We start from the raw sequence: 17,489 nt of genomic DNA, 5'->3' as shown, positions 1-17,489 counted from the left end.
ACCTGCTGTTGGAGAACTGCGCATCCGGCGGCCGCAGACTGGATCTGGGCATGATGTCGCGATTCCACTGGACACAGGTGACTGACCGATTCTCACCCGGGCCAACCGCGCGGATCATGAACGGTGTCACGATGATGCTGCCGCCGGAGATGTGCGAGACGTTGGTCGGCTGCTCGCTGGGCGTGGCCGACATGGACTTCATGATCCGGATAGGCATGTTCGGCCACTTCGACTTCGGCGGGATCTTCCCGACAGTGGAGGAGCGCAACCCGGCGGCCTGGGAGCGCTGGCGTCACGGCATCGAGCTGTACAAGACATTCTGCCGGCCGATCCTGCCCACCTCGCGCATGTTCCACCACACACCCATCCAGCGGCAGACCGAACCGGGCGAATGGATCGTCTGGGAGATGGCTGACCCGTCCGGCGACCGCGCCTACGCCGGAATCTTCCGGCTGCTGGGAGCCGAAGGTGACGGGTACCTCTTCCGGCCCCGCGGCCTGCGTCCTGACCGGACGTACCGGGTCCGCTACGACACCGCCGGCTGGGAGTACGAGATCACGGGGGGAAACCTGATCTCCAACGGCATCCACGTACCTGTCGGCTCGGCGTTGACCTCCGAACTGCTGCTGATCGAGGCCGTATGACCACCCACCGCGCAGGCCCCGTTCTTCGCCGCAGCGCCCCAACCTGCCGAATCACGGGCGGGCATCATCGCCCTGTTTGCAGACTCAAGAAGGCCCACGGCCCTGTGAACCAACGCCCAGGGGAGCTGCTGGTCGCGTCAGTGATCGTCCAGCACCGTAGGCGGGCATCGTCGCGGGGGGTGGGTCTGCCGTGACACCGCCAACCCCATCAACTTCTCCAGTGCCGACGACGCGACCATCGAGCCGCCTCGGGGATGCTGTCTGCATTCGGAACGACGCGGTCGCGCTGACGGTCGCCCCGCAACTGGGTGGGCGAGTCGTGAGCCTGCGCGATCTGCGCCGCGGTGTGGAGTGGCTGCTTCCCGGCAAGCCCACGACGAGCCGTGGCATGGGATCGTGGCTGGACTCGGGCCGGTCCGGGTGGGACGAATGCTTTCCGAACATCGCCGAGGAGGACCTGCCCGACGCGGCAGGAGGTACCCACTTGGGCGATCACGGCGAGCTCTGGCCATTGAAGTGGGATGTGGTCGAAAAACGCCGGGACCGTCTGGACATGGCTGCGCGCACCGACGCCTATACGTTTACGCGCTCGATCCGTCTGGATGGCCCTCGCATCCAGCTCGAGTACAGCGTCACCGCGGAACAGGTGCTGCCGTGCGGATGGGCACTGCACGCCTTGATGCCGCTGACCGTTAGCGTGCGCGACGCGTTGCCCCAAGGGACGGCGGTTACGGTGGAGTATTCCAGCCACCCCGGCATCCAGGTCGGCGAGACACTCGCCTGGGGCCACGAAGTAGTCGACGAATGGCGCCTCGGCACCGACCCGGAATCACCAATCGCGTTGAAGCTTTACGCCCGGGCGGAGCAGCCTGCCGTGCTACGGCAGGGCACGGCTGCACTGCGATACCTCGTAGACCCTGCCGAGGTGCCCTACTACGGCATATGGCTCAACTACGGAGCATGGCCAAGAACACCCGACGGGGACCGCCACATAGCGATCGAGCCTTCAACGGTGAACACCGACAGCCTCGCAGGTGCGATCGCCGCCGGGACAGCAACCATTCTCCGGCCCACCGTCACACATCACTGGCGAGTCGTCTTCGATACCGGCTCACGAGAGGACTTCCGATGACAGCATCAAACCACTACGCCCTCGAAGGCAGGATCGCCGTCGTCACCGGCGCCGCGCGCGGCATCGGCGCCGCCGTGGCCGAGCTGCTCGCCACTAACGGCGCGCGAGTTGTGGGGCTCGTCCGCAACGAGCCCCAGGCGAATAGTCATCAGGGCGCGCCTACGTACATGCGCTGCGACATCACCGTGGAGGAACAGGTGCGGACCGCAATGGAACGCGTACGAGAGGATTTCGGCGAAGTCGACATCCTTGTTAACAACGCCGGCATCAACGCGTACTTCGATGCCGCGCGGATGACCGAGCAGGAGTGGGACAGCGTATTCGCGGTCGATCTGAAGGGAGCGTGGCTATGTACTAAGCACGCGCTGCCCGGGATGATCGCCAAAGGCAAGGGGGCGATCGTCAACATCAGCTCCATCCACGCCCGCATGACCCTGCAGGGCAGCTTTCCCTATGCCGCAGCCAAGGCGGGCCTGGAAGGGCTGACGCGCAGTCTCGCCCAGGACCTCGGACCCTCCGGGATACGTGCGAACGCGGTTGCGCCCGGCTACACCCGCACCCGGCTAGTAGAGGACTGGCTCGCCATGCAACCGGACCCGGACGACACTCGCAGGCGCACCGCTGAGATACATGCATTGGGCCGGATGGTCGAGCCCTCCGAGGTCGCGACCGCCGTGTGCTTCCTCGCCAGCGATGACGCGGCGGCAATCACCGGCACAACGCTCGCCGTAGATTGCGGTCTCTCATCGCGATTCGCGGGATGAAGCCATGACTAGAGCGGAACTGGCTCACCCGGGCTCGTTCGGGCTCGGCGCGGGACCGGTAGGGTATCCCGACAATGCCGAACTGCTGTGGGCCGACATCCTCCCCGGCACCTTGCACCGCTGGTTGCCGGACACCGGCGCGACAAGCGAGGGAGCGTTGGCACCGGGTGACGCCGGCGATGTGGGGCCGTGGTCGCCGAGGGTTCGCTGCACTCGCGCCTTCGGACCAGGCACTCTCGGTGAATCCTTCCCGACCGACTCGAATAGAGGAAACACACCATGAAAATCACGTCCGTCGAGACATTCCTTGTCGCTCCACGATGGCTGTTCTGCCGGATCGGGACCGCCGAGGGCATCGTCGGCTGGGGCGAACCTGTCGTCGAAGGTCGCGCAGAGACCGTCCGCGCCGCCGTCGAAGAGTTGTCCGAACTGCTTATTGGATCAGACCCGACGCGCATCGAAGACCTCTGGCAGGTCATGACCAAGACCAGCTTCTACCGTGGGGGGCCCGTCTTCGCCAGCGCGGTCGCGGGCATTGACCAAGCACTCTGGGACATCCTCGCCAAGTCCCTCGGTGTCCCCGTCCACCAGCTACTCGGCGGCGCAGTCCGGGACGAAGTTCGCGTATACGGGTGGATCGGAGGGGACGAACCCACCGAGGTTGCCGAAGCTGCAGAAGAACAAATCGAAGCTGGTCTCACCGCTGTAAAGATGAACGCATCTGGCCGTATGAACCGGATGCCCACGCCAGCGGACGTCAAAGAGGTTGTCTCCCGGGTCGCTGCCGTCCGGGAGGTACTGGGCGACAACCGAGATATCGCCGTGGACTTCCACGGCCGATTCAGCCTCGCTGCAGCCCGCAAAGTCATCCCCGAGCTCGCCCCGCTGCAGCCGCTGTTCGTGGAAGAACCCGTGCTCCCCGAATACACCCACCTCCTCCGGGAACTTGTCCAGGCAACCCCAGTCCCCATCGCGTGCGGAGAGCGACTGTACTCCCGAACGGACTTCCTTCCGGCCCTCCAAGCCGGGATCGCGGTTGCTCAGCCCGACGTATCACACGCCGGCGGGATCTCAGAGGTTCGCCGCATCTCCGCCCTCGCCGAGACCTTCGACACCCTGATGGCACCACACTGCCCGTTAGGCCCGATCTCCCTAGCAGCCAGCCTGCAAGTAGCGTTCGCTACACCGAACTTCCTGATCCAGGAACAGAGCATCGGCATGCACTACAACATGGGCGTCGAACCGTTCGACTACATGATCGACCCAACACCCTTCACGTTCGTCAACGGCGCGATACGCCAATGGAACGCGCCCGGGCTCGGCGTGACGATCGACGAGGACGCCGTCCGCAAAGCAGACAAACGCGGACACCGATGGCGGGCACCGGTTTGGCGCCACCCTGACGGTTCTCTCGCTGAATGGTGACCCTTGTCGACCCTGACCGTGGCCGCTCAATTCCAGCTCGACGAAGGAAACCCTTGCCGATTTCTGTACTGCCTGGCCACCACGACGTGCTACAAGTCGGCCGCATATTTGAAGGGCGGAGGCGCGGGCGCGGCGTCTTGACGTCGCGTACGAGATTGCTCGGAGCGGTGGCCTTAGCTCGCTGCGGGAACTCAGTGACAAATGCCCTCCGAACTCACTTATATAGCCACACCGGGATGTCATTAGGTGGCCTATGCCGCTTTGGAGGAAGAGCTTGGTGCATGTCGACATGGAAAGCAGGGCAGAATCCCGATGGATGTGGGCCCCGCACCCTGGCACGGCGGGCCTTGGGACCACGAAGAACTATGTGCCCATCGGCAATTGGCGGCCACTCAGGGGTCGTTCACCCGGAGATCCTCACCGGAGAGAAAGCGGATTTAGCATCCCCGTTCCCGGCCGGTCAAGGTGGCCTATGTTTCGCCGGGCCCGTGACCGTTCACGGCTCCTGCTTTGGTTCAAAGTCCTGCAAGGACGCCCTCGGTCTGGTCACTTCTTAGAATACGTCGGCGATGGCCCGTAGGTAGGAAGCCACTTCCAGGCTGCGGTTGTCGGCGTCGTCACCGGACAAGCCGAAGCGCGGATTGGCGGAGAGTTTGACAATCGTGACTTTCCTGGCCGGGTCGACGTAGACGCGCTGATTGTAGATGCCAGCAGCAGTGTAGTCACCGCGGTCACCTCCGAGTGTCCACCACTGGTATCCGTAACCGGAGACAACGCTGCCCGGATAGTAGACCTCGGGCGATGAAGTCGCGTCGGTGACCCACTCCTTGGTGACGATGCTCTTGCCCTGCCACATACCGTCGTTGCGGTAAAGCTCGCCCAGCCTGGCGTAGTCGCGTGCAGTCATGTTCAGGCCGTACCCTGCCGCTTCCGCGCCGGTGCCGTCGATTAGCCAGTAGCCTTCATCTGTCATGCCCAGAGGTTCGAACAGCTTCTCCTGCATGTAGTCGGTGACGGTCCGGCCGGTAGCGTGCTTCAGCACAGAGCCCAGCGCCTGGGTATCGGCGGTGTTGTATAGGAAAACGGTATCCGGTTCCGCTGCGCGGCCCAGGCTGGCGATGAACTGCTCACTGTCGGCAGCGTCGGCGAGTTTGGCGAAATCATTGTCCGGTTCCCATTCTTCTTCGACCCATCGGGCTCCGGAGCGCATTCTCAGGACCGTGCGGATCGGCACACCGTCGTAGGCCGAGCCTGGCTGCACTTGGACGTAGTTGCTGACCGGCTCGTCGATGCTCTTGATCAGTCCTTCCTCGAGGGCGATCCCGATGAGGGTCGAGGTAAAACTCTTGGCGACCGACCACGAAGCCCACTGAACATTCCTGCCACCAGTAAGGGCGTAGCGCTCGTAGCGCACCTTCCCATCATGGAGCACCAGGAGGGCCCCGCTATCGGTGGCCTGAAAATGCTCCTCCATCGATTTGGTCTGCCCGTAGTGCTCGAAGGTTTCGGGCAGTTCGATCGGCTCGCCCTCCGGCCAGTCATACGGAGTCGAAGAAGCTGTCAGTGTCGTGGTGGGGAACAAATCTTTGGCGCGGGAGAAGTTTTCGTACTGCTTCGCTCCTGTAAACAGCGTGCCCAAGTGGAAAAAGTTCCGTTTGATCGTTGGTGTCAATCCATCCTCCTGAAAGTCGGGGCAGCTGCGTTGCCGCCCGAAGTTGTATTTCGATCCAAGTAGTGTCAGATCTTGTTTGCTGTTTCTGTCGCCCATAAGTTACGTGGTCGGCGTGGCCATCCCCCGAACCCCGGGGACAGAGGCTTGCGGTCGTGACGCGCTTGCTGTTTCGGGATCCGGAAAATTGTTTGTTGACGCGGTGGCATCGGTAGGTGATACCGGCCTGATGACGCCGACGTTGTTCTCGATTGAAATCTGCGTCCCGTAAGGTGCCGAGAGTTTCTGCAGGCGCTCGAGAATCCTTCGAGCTTGGGCTGCGGGCGCGTTCCGCGGTATTCCACGGTTCGCGAATCGCTCCGTGTGCCCGAGTTCGATCGGATAAAGCCGCAGTTCGGCCAGCTCGTTGTGTTCGAATCGGCTGGCGGCGACGATGCTCTCGTAGTAGATCGGGTCTGAGAAAGCCAACTCGGGCACGCCGTAGCCTCCGGTCATCTCTGCAACTGTCACTTCGGCATCGGTGTCGCTCCGGGGGTCCTTGCCGTACTCGGCGAACATGTCAGCACCCACGGGGGTGCGCAGGTCGTCCATGATGAAGTTGCCCAGGCTGTAGAAGATCGGTCGGCCCTTGTAGATCTCGATGCCCCGTAACTGGTGGGGCCCGTGGGCGATATAGGCGTCGGCTCCGGCATCGATGAGCCGACGGGCAAAAGCCTGCTCATACTCCGGCGGTTCCTGGCTCCAGTTTCCGGGCTCGTGACCGTGATTGGTGGCGATGCAGAAATCGGCGAACTGCTTCCCGCGGCGAACGTTTCGCAGGATACCGGCGGCATCTCGGGGGTCGGCTTCGTATCTGAAAGCAGCCTTGTCGCCTGCTTCATACGTCGCCCCGGCGATCCTGACTCTGTTCGAATCCTCGGACCGGATCCTTGGGCCGGGCAATGCCTCCTGGATCCGCCGCAGGCTTTCGAGGATCTCCTGCGGGACGACGATGCTGTGTGCGAGTCGAAGGCTGTTGAGTCCTGGCCTGCCGGGTGCTTCGCCTGCCGGGTCGGCTGCCCGAGACTGCTCCGTAAACGTCGAGGCATACGACACCATGGCCACGCGCCCTCGGGTGGTCTCCAGGAAGCGGGCGGCGCCGGCCTGTGCAAGATTTTCGCCTACACCTGCGTGGATGATCCCGTTATCGTCCAGCGCATGGCTTGTTTCACGCATGCCTTCAACTCCCCAGTCCAGCGAATGGTTGTTCGCGCGGCCCACGAGGTTGAAGCCCATCGCCCGCAGATCGGGCCCGAGTTCGGGAAGGCTGACGTGGTAAGCGCCGCCGTATTCGGCCTGGGGGCTTCCGGTGAACGATCGGATGTCAAAGATGTTGGTCTCCAAGTTGCCGAACGTGGCATCGGCATCGCGGAGGATTTCTGTGATGGCCCCGAAACCGGTATCCCGCCCCTTTGTCAGTGACCGTGTCACTATCAGATCGCCAACGGCCACCATGGTGAATCCGTCTGCGACATTCGTGGCAACCGAACCCTCCGTGTCGTAGACGCGATCCGGTTTGTGTGAACTTTGATTATTCTCGGATGGATGTCCCATGAGGCTGACTCCTTGTATCAGGTGTGAGCATTGCCGCTTTCAAGTCCTTGCTTGCTGCTCTGCAGTGCCGAGGAGGCTGAAATCTACTAGTGGAACCCTTTTCTCCGTCCTAGCTCGATGAGGAATCCATTTCAAGGAGAATGGCGCGGTCATGATCTCTCGCCAGTCCGACGTCGACGTGCCGGCGGGGGCAGCACGTCGCCGGGGACGGGACAGTCATAGGGGGTGTCGTCGGTGATCGCGCGGAATTCGGCCCGGGCGCGGCCGAGCAGCGCAGGGTCGATGAAGAGGTTACTCGCGGTCGCGGCCATGATTTTTGCGGCATGCAACATGCCTTTGTGTGCGGCCGGGAGTTTGCCTTGTGCCACCCACAGCCAGGAGTGCCCTGGTGCTCCGAGAGATACGCAGGGAGCAGTGAGCTGCACGGTCGGCGTCGTCCAGCTGACGTCTCCGACGTCGCTTGAGCCGGTGGGCTGCTTGCGTGGACTGGACGTGTCGAGCGGCACCAGCCCGTCGTGCAGGGACCGCGGATCCTGGACGGGAATGCCGAGCTCACGTTTCGCCGCTAACAGCGTGGCGGAGGGCAGGGCCTCGGTGTACTTGCCGGCGGTCTCTTGGTCGTGGTGGTCGAAAGGTACGCCACCGAACCGTTCGGTGTGCCGGTAAAGGGCTTGTTCGAGGACCTCATTGGGCAATATGTGCGCGGATCCGCCGTCGAATTCGATTTCGAGCGTGGTGTCCGTCATCAGCGCGGCCCCCCGGGCGATGTTGACGACCCGTTCGTAGAGCTCACGAGTCTGGGCGACTGTCTCTGCTCGGACGGTGTAGTACGCGGTGGCCCGGGCTTGCACGACGTTCGGGGATACTCCTCCGGAATCAGTGATGGCGTAGTGGACACGGCACGAAGAAGACATATGTTCGCGCAGGAAGTTCACCCCGACATTCATCAACTCGACGGCGTCGAGGGCACTTCGTCCAGCTTCCGGCGAGCCGGCGGCATGGGCCGCGAGCCCGTGGAATGTGAAGTAAACATCCATGGTCGCCAAAGCCAGCCATTGGCGGGCGGTCAACGAAGTTCCAGGATGCCAGGTCACCGCGGCGTCCACGTCATCGAAGGCTCCCTCCCGCACCAAGAAGGTCTTCGCGGATCCAGACTCCTCTGCGGGGCACCCGTAGTAGCGGACGCGCCCGGGAATCTTTCGTTCCTTCAGGTAGGCCGCGGTGGTGACTGCTGCCAGCAGCGAACCCGCGCCGAGTAGATGGTGCCCGCAGCCCTGGCCGTTTCCGCTGGTGTTGGCGGGGTCCTGGATTTGTACGGCCGCGCCGGACTCCTGGCTGAGTCCGGCGAGGGAGTCGTATTCACCCAGAAACGCAATCACCGGGCCGCCCTCGCCGGTTTCTGCGCAGAACGCCGTCGGGATGTTGGCGAGGTTGGCAGTGACACGGAAGCCGTACTTCTCAGCCAAGGCGACATGGCGCTGCACGGCGTCGGATTCGGCCCATGACAGCTGAGGGCAATCCCAGATCGCATCTGCGAGATCGGTAAATACAGTTGCCTGGGACTCGACCAGCACCTCGATCTCGGTGGTTAGGGTCTTCTGTGTTTCGTTGATTAGGGGCATATTGTGTTCCTTAGTCTCAATGCTCATCTCTTCGCTTCAGGTGCGTGGAGATGCCTGTGCAGCATGGCCTGTCGAGTTAGAACTGGCGGGAGCAGCGCAGGTTCCGGTTACAACGCATCTGCGCTGTGGTCGTGTGCTCGCCTGTCTTGAGGGACTTCGCGCCGGTGCCGGCCCCAATCCCCGCACGGTTTAATTCTGGGTTCCGATCAGGCCGGCCGGCGAGCGTCCTGGAGGATTCCGGACGGCGCAGTCGCTCCCGATCCGGTCGGCACTAAAACGCCCAGGGTTCGGCCGCTGATTGTGGGCTGGAATGGTTGATCAAGGACATCGTCGTCGCTCCGTACGCAAGTTGCTGGTGCCGGGGGTTGTCCCTTCATCCTAGGAGCGGAAATGCTTCAGGTGGAGCGACAATTAGTGACGATCAACTGTTAGCTACGCTGACGTTTGGCCTGTTGACTGGTCAGGACGCCTGAAGCCAGCCCCGCCGGTGGAGTTAGTTGGCCGCATTCAAGCTGCGACTGGTTGGACCCAGGCCTTGGTTCAACTCCGACTTCCCTGGAGGCCGACCCGTCATTGCGTGAGATGGTGAATGAAGGCGTCGCGGCAGGCCGCCACGGAGGGGCGCCGTTCTGCTCCGGCACGACAGACCATCGAGATGCTCCGTTGCTGGTGAGTGCCCAGCAATGACGATGGCGCGAGTTGCGTGCGTGCGTCGCGAACGAGAAGGTCCGGAAGAAAGGCGGCGGCGAGTCCCGCCTCAACCATCCGCAGGTGGAACAGCAGGTCCGGAGACTCGTAGGCGACTTCGGGTTCGAAACCGTATTGCCGGCATAGCCCGAGCACCCAGGCATGCGCTTCAGTGCCGCTGGGTTCGAGCACCCAGCGCACACGCCGCAGCGCTTCGATGCTGTCATGACTGTTGTGAGCCGGCAGGTAGGCGCGGACCGGGTCGTGCAAGAGCAGATCCGCGTGAAAATCCGGGCGCACCGACTCGTACGCGTCATAGCTGTCCGCAACGAGCACATCGATGCGGCGCGAGGAGAGCAGCAACAGTCCTTCTTCCGGCTCGACCAGCCGGAATCGGGTATCCAGCGCCGGGTGTTGCCGCTCAAGCGTTTCGATGACCTGTGGCACCGTGGTCCGGCTGATTGTCGTGAAAGCAGCGAGCCGCAACGTTCCTCGTACCTGGGTGTCGCTGGCAGCCAGATCTGCTTCGGCTTGCTCGAGAATGGCAAGAATGTCCTCGGCGTGACGGGCGAGATCTTCAGCCGCCGGAGTCAGACGTATGCCACGCCCGACCTTTTCCAAAAGGGGGACCCCGGCTTCCTTCTCGAGCAGGCCGAGCTGTTGGGAGACCGCGGAATGGGTGTATGAAAGTGCCCGCGCGGCAGCGGTGATGGTGCCGCGTAGTTTCACTTCACGAAGCAGTACCAGTCGGTGAACATCCAGCATGCGGCCAGACTATCCTGCATTGCCAGCGCTGCACCGCCGACAACCGGTACTCACGGCATTGACAGCGGTCTGAGCACGGGACTCCGTGCAGGCTTCCAAGGGTTCTCAGGGCAAACACGGCCGCATGCCCATACGGTCCCCGGACCACCTCCACACCGAAGTCCGGTCCGCTTATGAAGGTCCACCTTCGAATGGTCAGAATCGGTAACACTTCTCTGTCACTAATCGTCGCTTTTCCTGAAAGGTTTGCGGCCATAGCGTGGATTAGAAGGACTTAATCAAACGGAGGACAAAAATGACCGACAGTCCACTATCTCTGGCCGAGCGGGCATCCGATCTCGCGGGATCGATTATCGACTCCTCGACGTCCCTACTCGCCCGCCAGACCCACGACATTGTCCGCTTTGCTATGGGCGCCCCGAGCGACGAGCTCATGCCTGTCGATCTCCTCGACCACTATGCCGCCCGGCGGGTTCCGGGCAAGTACAGCTATGGAGCCACGGAAGGCGAGCCGGCGCTGGTCGAGCAGATCCTCAAACTCCAAGCTGGCCAGGGAATCATCAGCAGCAGCGACCGGATCCTTGTCACCACCGGCGGCATGCAGGGCCTGGATCTGGCGTGCAAACTTTTCGTTGATCCCGGTGATCTCGTGATCGTCGAAGGTCCCACTTACACCAACGGCAACGCTACCGCCCGGTCTTATGGCGCCGATCTGCTGGAGGCGCCGCTGGACGAGCACGGTCTGATCGTGGAAGCGCTGCCGGATCTCGTCGCGCAGGCCGGCCGGACGCCCAAGGCGATCTACACGATCCCGAATTTTCAGAACCCCTCCGGTGTCACCCAATCAGAGCGGCGCCGCGAGCAGCTCCTCGAACTCGCAGGCCAATGGGGTGCAGTCATCATCGACGACGACCCCTACGGTCTGCTGCGGTTCGGCGGCAGTCCAATCCCTGAATTCAGCCAAATCGACCCTGGAAACCCCAGGGTGTTCTCCGTGCGGACCTTCTCAAAGATCCTCGCACCCGGATTGCGGATCGGCTGGGTCGACGCCGACCCGAGCCTGCAACCGCTGCTGATCAACGCGAAGCAAGCCATGGACACCTGCACAAGCGTGCCCACCCAGCAGACCGTCACGGATTTCCTGGCCGGCGATCACTTACAGCCTCACCTCGACCGTGTGCGCGGCCTCTACGGCCAGCGTAAGGAGGCCATGCAGGCTGCGTTGGTGCGCCATTTCGGCGACGCCGCCCGCGCCACCGATCCCGAGGGCGGGTTCTTCCTGTGGCTCACCTTCGCCGACGAACAAGTCGACACCACAGCCTTGTTCGATACCGCGCTTGCCGAGGGCGTCGCCTACATACCTGGCCCCGCTTTCTCCGCCGCCGGCAACTTCCGGAACGCGCTGCGCCTATGCTTCGCCACATCCACGCCCGAGCGCATCGATGAGGGCGTGGCCCGGCTCAAGCGCGCCGTCGACATGATCGGAGCCAACCCGTGACGCGCCGCACCGCCATTGTCACCGGCTCCACTTCGGGGATCGGTCACGACATCGCGCGTCGCTTGCACGCCGACGGTTTCAATGTGGTGATCACGGGCCGGGACCACCAACGGGGCCTGAAGGTTCAAGAGGAGTTGGGCGACAACGCCACCTTCATCGCCCTGGACCTAACGGCCGACGGAGCCCCCGCAGCCCTGGCCGATGCGGCTGTCCGGACCTACGGGCGGCTCGACGTGGTCGTCAACAACGCCGCCCAGGACCACACCGGCGACTTGCTCGATGTGCCCTTGGACGAGATCCGCAAACTATTCGAGGTCAACACCATTGCCGCTATCGCGGTGCTGCAGGAAGGCGCCAAACGGATGGACCGGGGCGGAGCCATCATCAACATCAGCTCGCGCCTGGCCACTGTCGGAGTGCCCACTATGAGCATCTACAGCGCCACCAAGGGCGCAATCAATGCACTCACCACTGCCGCGGCAGTGGAGCTCGCCCACCGCAACATCCGCGTCAACGCCGTCGCTCCGGGCATGGCCCGCACCCCGCTCTACGACGACTGGGTCAACGCCCAGGCCGACCCTGAGCAGACAGACCGTGACGTTGTTGTCGCTATCCCCCTCGGCCGCCTCGCCGCCCCTGCCGACGTCGCCGCCACCGTCAGCTTCCTTGCCTCGGAGCAAGCGGCCTACATTACCGGCGCCTGCATCCCGGTCGACGGCGGCTACACCGCCCGCTGACGCCCACACACCCGAGAGGAAAGAAACAACCATGTCCACCAACCCCCGCATCCTCCAAGGGCCCGCCCTGTGGTCTGCCCAGGCGCACATCCCCTCCGTCCTCGGACGCCAGATCGTCATCGAACGAGGCGAAGGCTGCTACCTGCAAACCACCGACGGCCGCCGCCTCTTCGACGGCACCGCCGGCCTCTGGCACGCAAACATCGGCCACTCCCACCCCGCGATCGCCGAAGCAGCCCACGCCCAAATGCTCAAGCTGGAGACCCACCACATCTTCGCCAGGTTCGCCAACGACCAGGCGATCGGGCTGGCCGAACGCCTCGCCGCGCTGTCCCCCATCGACGATCCGAAGGTCATTCTCAACTCAGGCGGCTCCGACGCCATCGACGTCGCCTGCAAGCTCGCCCGCCGACACTGGCAGCGCGAAGGCCGCACCACAAAGACCATCATCCTCAGCCGTGAACACGCCTACCACGGCCTGCACGCCTACGGCACCAGCATCGCCGGACTGGACTTCAACCGCGAGGGCTACGGCACCGAATCACTCGTCCCGGAAACCGCACGCGTCCCCGTCCACGACACCGACGCCCTCGCCAGAACCATCGCCGAGCTGGGGGCGGAAAACATCGCCGCCTTCGTCACTGAACCCATCCAGGGCACCGGAGGCGTCAACCCGCCCGTCCCCGGATACCTCGAAACCGTCCAGCAGCTGTGCCGCGAGCACGACATCTTGTTCATCCTCGACGAAGTCATCACAGGTTTCGGTCGCACCGGCACAATGTTCGCCGCCGAACGTTTCGGCTTGACACCCGACCTTGTCACCTTCGCCAAGGGCGTCACCTCCGGCTACGCACCCCTTGGTGGAGTGCTGGTCGCACCGAAGATCTGGCAGCCGTTCTACATCGACGACCCGGCCACTCCGATCTTCCGTCACGGCGCCACCTACGCCGGCCACGCAACGGCCTGCGCCGTTGCCATGGCCAACCTGGACGTCCTGGAAAAAGACAACCTCTTGGCTCGGTCCTCAGAACTGGAGCAGCAGTTGAGCAGCGAACTCAAACAACTCGCCGCACGCCGGGCCAGTGTCAGCCAGGTCCGGGTCGCAGGTTTCCTCGGCGGTGTCACGCTCGACGACAGCATCGCCGCCGAGAAGGCCACGGACGCCCTGCTGGAGCTGGGGTACATTTCCCGTCCCCTGCGCGGCAACACGCTGCAGATCAGCCCCCCGTTCATCACCACAGACGACGAGCTCAAGGGCTTTGTCGACGCCATCGACCATGTCCTGTCCGAGGAGGAAGCCAAGTGACCACGAACCCGACCACCAAGACAGGCACGCCGCTGGCCAGGGCGAACCCGGACCGGGCGGCCGCCGCCGATGCGGTCCTTGCCCGCCTGGATCTGCCCGGCAGCAGCAACGTATTCGGTGTTACAAACCCGGCCACCGACGACGTCATCGCCCAGGTGCCCGACGCCCACCCGGCCGAGGCACTGGAAGCGGTATCAGCAGCCCACGCCGCAGGACAAGAGTGGGCCGCGCGCACCCCGCGCCAGCGTGCTGACATCCTGCGCCGCTGGTACGACCTGATCATCGAGAACGCCGAGGACATCGCCCTGCTCATCACACGCGAGATGGGCAAACCCCTGGCTGAAGCCCGCGCTGAGGTCAGCTACGGGAGCGATTTCGTCCGATGGTACGCCGAGGAAGCAGTCCGCGGCGCCGGCAACGTCCGCGACGTGCCAGCCGGCGGCGGAACCCTGCTCACCCGACGTGCCCCCGTCGGACTGTCCGTGCTGATCACCCCGTGGAACTTCCCACTGGCAATGGCCACCCGCAAGATAGCCCCCGCCTTGGCTGCCGGTTGCCCCGTGGTGATCAAGCCAGCCACCCTCACGCCCTTGACCACCTACTATGCGGTCAATCTGGCGAGGCAGGCCGGTGTACCGGTTGACCTCATTCAGATTGTCGCCACCACCAATCCTTCGGCTTTCAGCGAAGCTGTCCTCGCGGACGACCGGGTGCGCAAGGTCTCGTTCACCGGTTCCACCGATGTGGGCAAGACACTTCTACGCCTTGCTGCACAGAACGTCCTGCGGACCTCGATGGAGCTCGGCGGCAACGCACCCCTGATCGTGTTCGACGACGCTGATCTCGAACGGGCAGTCAATGGCGCTTACGCCGCCAAAATGCGTAACGGCGGCCAGTCGTGCATCGCCGCCAACCGCATCTACGTCCAGGAAGGCATCGCCGACGCGTTCGTCGAAGGCCTGGTCGAGAAGATGGCCGCGGCCCGTGTCGGCGACGGACTCGCCGACGAGGTGGATCTTGGCCCGCTCATCGACCACCGCGCGGTAGAAAGCATGCGACAGCTCGTCGACGACGCGGTCGCCCGCGGGGCAAGCGTGCACACAGGCGGCCACGCCATCGCCGGTCCCGGCCATTTCTTCCAGCCCACTGTGCTTGACCATATCCATGCGACAGCCGACATCGCCAGAACCGAGATTTTCGGTCCCGTCGCCGCGATCCAGCGCTTCAGCACAGAAGCCGACGTAATTCGCCGTGCAAACGCGACCGAATTCGGGCTCGCCGGCTATGTATTCACCGAGAACCTCGACAGGGCGCTCAACGTCGCCGACGCCCTCGAAACCGGCATAGTCGGGATCAACCAGGGCGTCCCCTCCAACGCCGCAGCACCCTTCGGCGGCGTCAAGCAATCCGGCCTGGGACGTGAGGGCAGTGCGGAAGGACTCGACGAGTACCAGGAAGTGCGCTTCTACAACGTCGCGCGCCGCGGCACCCACTAACCACCACCCGATAGCACTGAAGGAAATTCACAATGCGTATCTCTACCGTCAAGGAAATCAAGACCAAGGAAGACCGCGTCGGTCTCACCCCCGCTGGTGTCGCCGTGCTGGTGCAGGACGGCCACACCGTGTTCGTCGAACGGGACGCGGGCACCGCTGCCGGGTTCGGCGACGAACAGTACGTTCTGGCAGGCGCCCAGCTTGCGAGCCAGGCCGAGGCCTGGGCGGGTGCCGAGCTGCTCGTAAAAGTCAAGGAGCCCATCGCGTCGGAGTACCAGTTCCTCCGCCCCGATCTCACGCTGTTCACTTACCTGCATCTGGCCGCGGATCGGCCTCTCACCGAAGCGCTGCTGGAAGCCAAGACTCTCGGCATCGCCTACGAGACCGTGCAAGACGGCAGCGGCCTGCCCCTGCTCGCGCCGATGAGCGAGATCGCCGGGCGCCTTGCCGCCCACGCCGCCGCAACTCACCTGACCCGCCACGGAGGCGGCCCCGGCCTGCTGCTGGGCGGATCTCCCGGCGTGGCGCCGTGCCGGGTGCTCGTCATCGGAGGCGGCGCGGTCGGCACCCAGGCCGCACTCATCGCTCTCGGTTTGCAGGCCGAAGTCACGGTACTGGACATGTCCGCCCAGCGGATCCGCCAACTCGACGCGCTTTTCGCAGGGCGCGCGCGCATCTTGATGTCAGACCCCGCGACCCTCGCTTCCGAACTCGCGCAGGCCGATGTCGTCATCGGCGCAATCCTGGTCCCCGGCCGGGCCGCACCCAAGGTGATCACCAGGGAGCAACTCGCCATTCTCCGCCCCGACGCCCTCCTTATCGACGTTGCAATCGACCAAGGTGGCGCTTTTGCGACATCGCGGCCGACAACCTACGAGGACCCCATCATTGAAGTGGACGGCATCCGCCACTACTGCGTGGCCAACATGCCCGGTGCCGTCCCGCAGACATCCACGCGCGCCCTTACCAACGCGACGGCGCCCTTCATCCGGCAGATCGCGGGCGCCGGCGTCGAGGCCGCGCTGGCCGCCAATCCCGCCCTCGCCCGCGGCGTCAACACCCGCAACGGCCGGATCGTATATCAGGGGGTCGCCGACGCCTTCCCCGACTTGCCGGGCCCTGCCATCGTCCACGAAGCAGCCGCCGTCTAAGTCCCATGACATCAAGCGGGATGGAATCGCGTCACGATTCCCTCCCGCTTAGTCAAGAGGTCAAAGCCATGGAACCAAAACCCCAGAGAACCGCCATTCCGACGACAGGCAGTAGCCGCGTGAAGCGGGGCATGGCCGAGATGCTCAAGGGCGGCGTCGTCATGGAGTCGTCAACGTCGAGCAGGCCCGCATCGCCGAAGATGCCGGTGCCGTGGCCGTCATGGCGCTCGAGCGCGTTCCCGCCGACATCCGCGCCCAGGGCGGCTTGTCCCGCATGTCGGATCCGCATGTCATCGAGGGATTGCTGCCTGCATCCGCCGGTGATATCCAGGCTCGCACGGCCACTTCGTTCGGGGCCGGCAGTCTCTGAGTCCGGACTGTATCGACGCGTCCGAGGGCCTGACCCCGACGGAATCCATCAACACCGCACCGGCATCAGCACCACATCCACAAGTCCGGACTTCTGCGGGATATGCCACCTGCAGAAACGAAGGATTGGGCACGAGAAACGAGATTGGATGACCGATTCAAGAAGGCACGATGAAAGCTATCGGGCAGGCTTGTTGATGCGAAAAAGCGTTATGGGAGACGCCCACGTGAAGCGATCGCTAGAGCAAGCCAGCGATTTCTCTCGCCTCGTTCAAGAGCTGGTCACGGAGTTCGCTTGGGGAAGGATCTGGGATCGCCCAGGTCTCACGCCGAAGATCCGCAGCATGCTCAATCTGGCTATGCTGACAGCCCTCAATCGGCCCCATGAGCTCACAGGCCATCTCCGTGGGGCGATTAACAATGGTGTTACAGAACACGAAATCCAAGAAGTCCTGCTTCAGACGATGGTGTACTGCGGCGCTCCTGCTGCCCTTGAATCATTCCGTCTCGCAGAGCAAATTCTGTCCGAGTCCCGCTCTCAAAAAAACGGCGACTGAATTCCCGCTCTGAGGAACTAGATCAGACCGTTTCGCACCCTGGTCAGGGACGGGACGCGCCGATGTTCCCGCGT

General features: G+C 63.6%; 14 protein-coding genes and 1 pseudogene. 11 read left to right on the top strand and 4 right to left on the bottom strand.

The genetic code is table 11. The annotated features are described in order from the left end of the window. The 4 genes from AC3WJM_RS16120 to dgoD all read left to right on the top strand — a co-directional run. Positions 1-644: GH36 C-terminal domain-containing protein (locus AC3WJM_RS16120; protein ID WP_492272363.1), on the top strand; the 644-nt coding region annotated here is incomplete at its 5' end. Between the two features lie 319 nt (positions 645-963). Further along, positions 964-1,776, top strand: coding sequence for an aldose epimerase family protein (locus AC3WJM_RS16115; RefSeq protein ID WP_492272362.1), 813 nt, complete (start codon positions 964-966; stop codon positions 1,774-1,776). Then, positions 1,773-2,540, top strand: coding sequence for an SDR family NAD(P)-dependent oxidoreductase (locus AC3WJM_RS16110; protein ID WP_492272361.1), 768 nt, complete (start codon positions 1,773-1,775; stop codon positions 2,538-2,540). The genes AC3WJM_RS16115 and AC3WJM_RS16110 overlap by 4 nt, the downstream gene beginning before the upstream one ends. A gap of 279 nt (positions 2,541-2,819) precedes the next feature. Continuing rightward, positions 2,820-3,965, top strand: a complete 1,146-nt coding sequence (dgoD, locus tag AC3WJM_RS16105; RefSeq protein ID WP_492272360.1) for a galactonate dehydratase — start codon at positions 2,820-2,822, stop codon at positions 3,963-3,965. A 553-nt stretch (positions 3,966-4,518) separates the two neighbouring features. On the opposite strand, the gene AC3WJM_RS16100 is transcribed toward dgoD, so the two are convergent. The 4 genes from AC3WJM_RS16100 to AC3WJM_RS16085 form a co-directional block, all read right to left on the bottom strand. After that, on the bottom strand, positions 4,519-5,733 hold the full coding sequence (locus AC3WJM_RS16100) for a serine hydrolase domain-containing protein (protein WP_492272359.1): 1,215 nt from the start codon (positions 5,731-5,733) through the stop codon (positions 4,519-4,521). A 3-nt stretch (positions 5,734-5,736) separates the two neighbouring features. Continuing rightward, positions 5,737-7,227: a CapA family protein gene (locus tag AC3WJM_RS16095; protein ID WP_492272358.1), complete on the bottom strand. Its 1,491-nt coding sequence runs from the start codon at positions 7,225-7,227 to the stop codon at positions 5,737-5,739. A gap of 149 nt (positions 7,228-7,376) precedes the next feature. Next, positions 7,377-8,849 (bottom strand): amidohydrolase, encoded by a 1,473-nt coding sequence (locus AC3WJM_RS16090; RefSeq protein ID WP_492272357.1) that lies wholly within the window; start codon positions 8,847-8,849, stop codon positions 7,377-7,379. A gap of 570 nt (positions 8,850-9,419) precedes the next feature. After that, on the bottom strand, positions 9,420-10,301 hold the full coding sequence (locus tag AC3WJM_RS16085) for a LysR family transcriptional regulator (protein ID WP_492272356.1): 882 nt from the start codon (positions 10,299-10,301) through the stop codon (positions 9,420-9,422). A gap of 295 nt (positions 10,302-10,596) precedes the next feature. On the opposite strand from AC3WJM_RS16085, the gene AC3WJM_RS16080 reads away from it, so the two are divergent. From AC3WJM_RS16080 to AC3WJM_RS16050, 7 genes and pseudogenes are all read left to right on the top strand, one after another. Then, the gene (locus tag AC3WJM_RS16080; protein WP_492272355.1) at positions 10,597-11,799 is read left to right on the top strand and encodes an aminotransferase-like domain-containing protein; all 1,203 of its coding nucleotides are present in this window, start codon (positions 10,597-10,599) and stop codon (positions 11,797-11,799) included. Further along, on the top strand, positions 11,796-12,536 hold the full coding sequence (locus AC3WJM_RS16075; RefSeq protein WP_492272354.1) for an SDR family NAD(P)-dependent oxidoreductase: 741 nt from the start codon (positions 11,796-11,798) through the stop codon (positions 12,534-12,536). The genes AC3WJM_RS16080 and AC3WJM_RS16075 overlap by 4 nt, the downstream gene beginning before the upstream one ends. Before the next feature lie 31 nt (positions 12,537-12,567). After that, positions 12,568-13,842 (top strand): aminotransferase family protein, encoded by a 1,275-nt coding sequence (locus AC3WJM_RS16070; RefSeq protein WP_492272353.1) that lies wholly within the window; start codon positions 12,568-12,570, stop codon positions 13,840-13,842. Continuing rightward, on the top strand, positions 13,839-15,338 hold the full coding sequence (locus AC3WJM_RS16065; RefSeq protein WP_492272352.1) for an NAD-dependent succinate-semialdehyde dehydrogenase: 1,500 nt from the start codon (positions 13,839-13,841) through the stop codon (positions 15,336-15,338). Before AC3WJM_RS16070 ends, AC3WJM_RS16065 begins: the two co-directional genes overlap by 4 nt. 32 nt (positions 15,339-15,370) lie before the next feature. Continuing rightward, complete coding sequence (gene ald / locus AC3WJM_RS16060; protein WP_492272351.1) at positions 15,371-16,489, top strand: alanine dehydrogenase; 1,119 nt, start codon at positions 15,371-15,373, stop codon at positions 16,487-16,489. Between the two features lie 68 nt (positions 16,490-16,557). Next, positions 16,558-16,912: pseudogene (locus AC3WJM_RS16055) on the top strand (pyridoxal 5'-phosphate synthase lyase subunit PdxS); the annotation flags it as partial. A 95-nt stretch (positions 16,913-17,007) separates the two neighbouring features. Then, positions 17,008-17,415, top strand: coding sequence for a carboxymuconolactone decarboxylase family protein (locus AC3WJM_RS16050; RefSeq protein ID WP_492272350.1), 408 nt, complete (start codon positions 17,008-17,010; stop codon positions 17,413-17,415). Positions 17,416-17,489 lie beyond the last annotated feature (74 nt).

Source organism: Arthrobacter sp. FW306-1B-G06A, from assembly GCF_058781765.1.
This window is presented reverse-complemented; position numbering and strand designations above follow the sequence as displayed.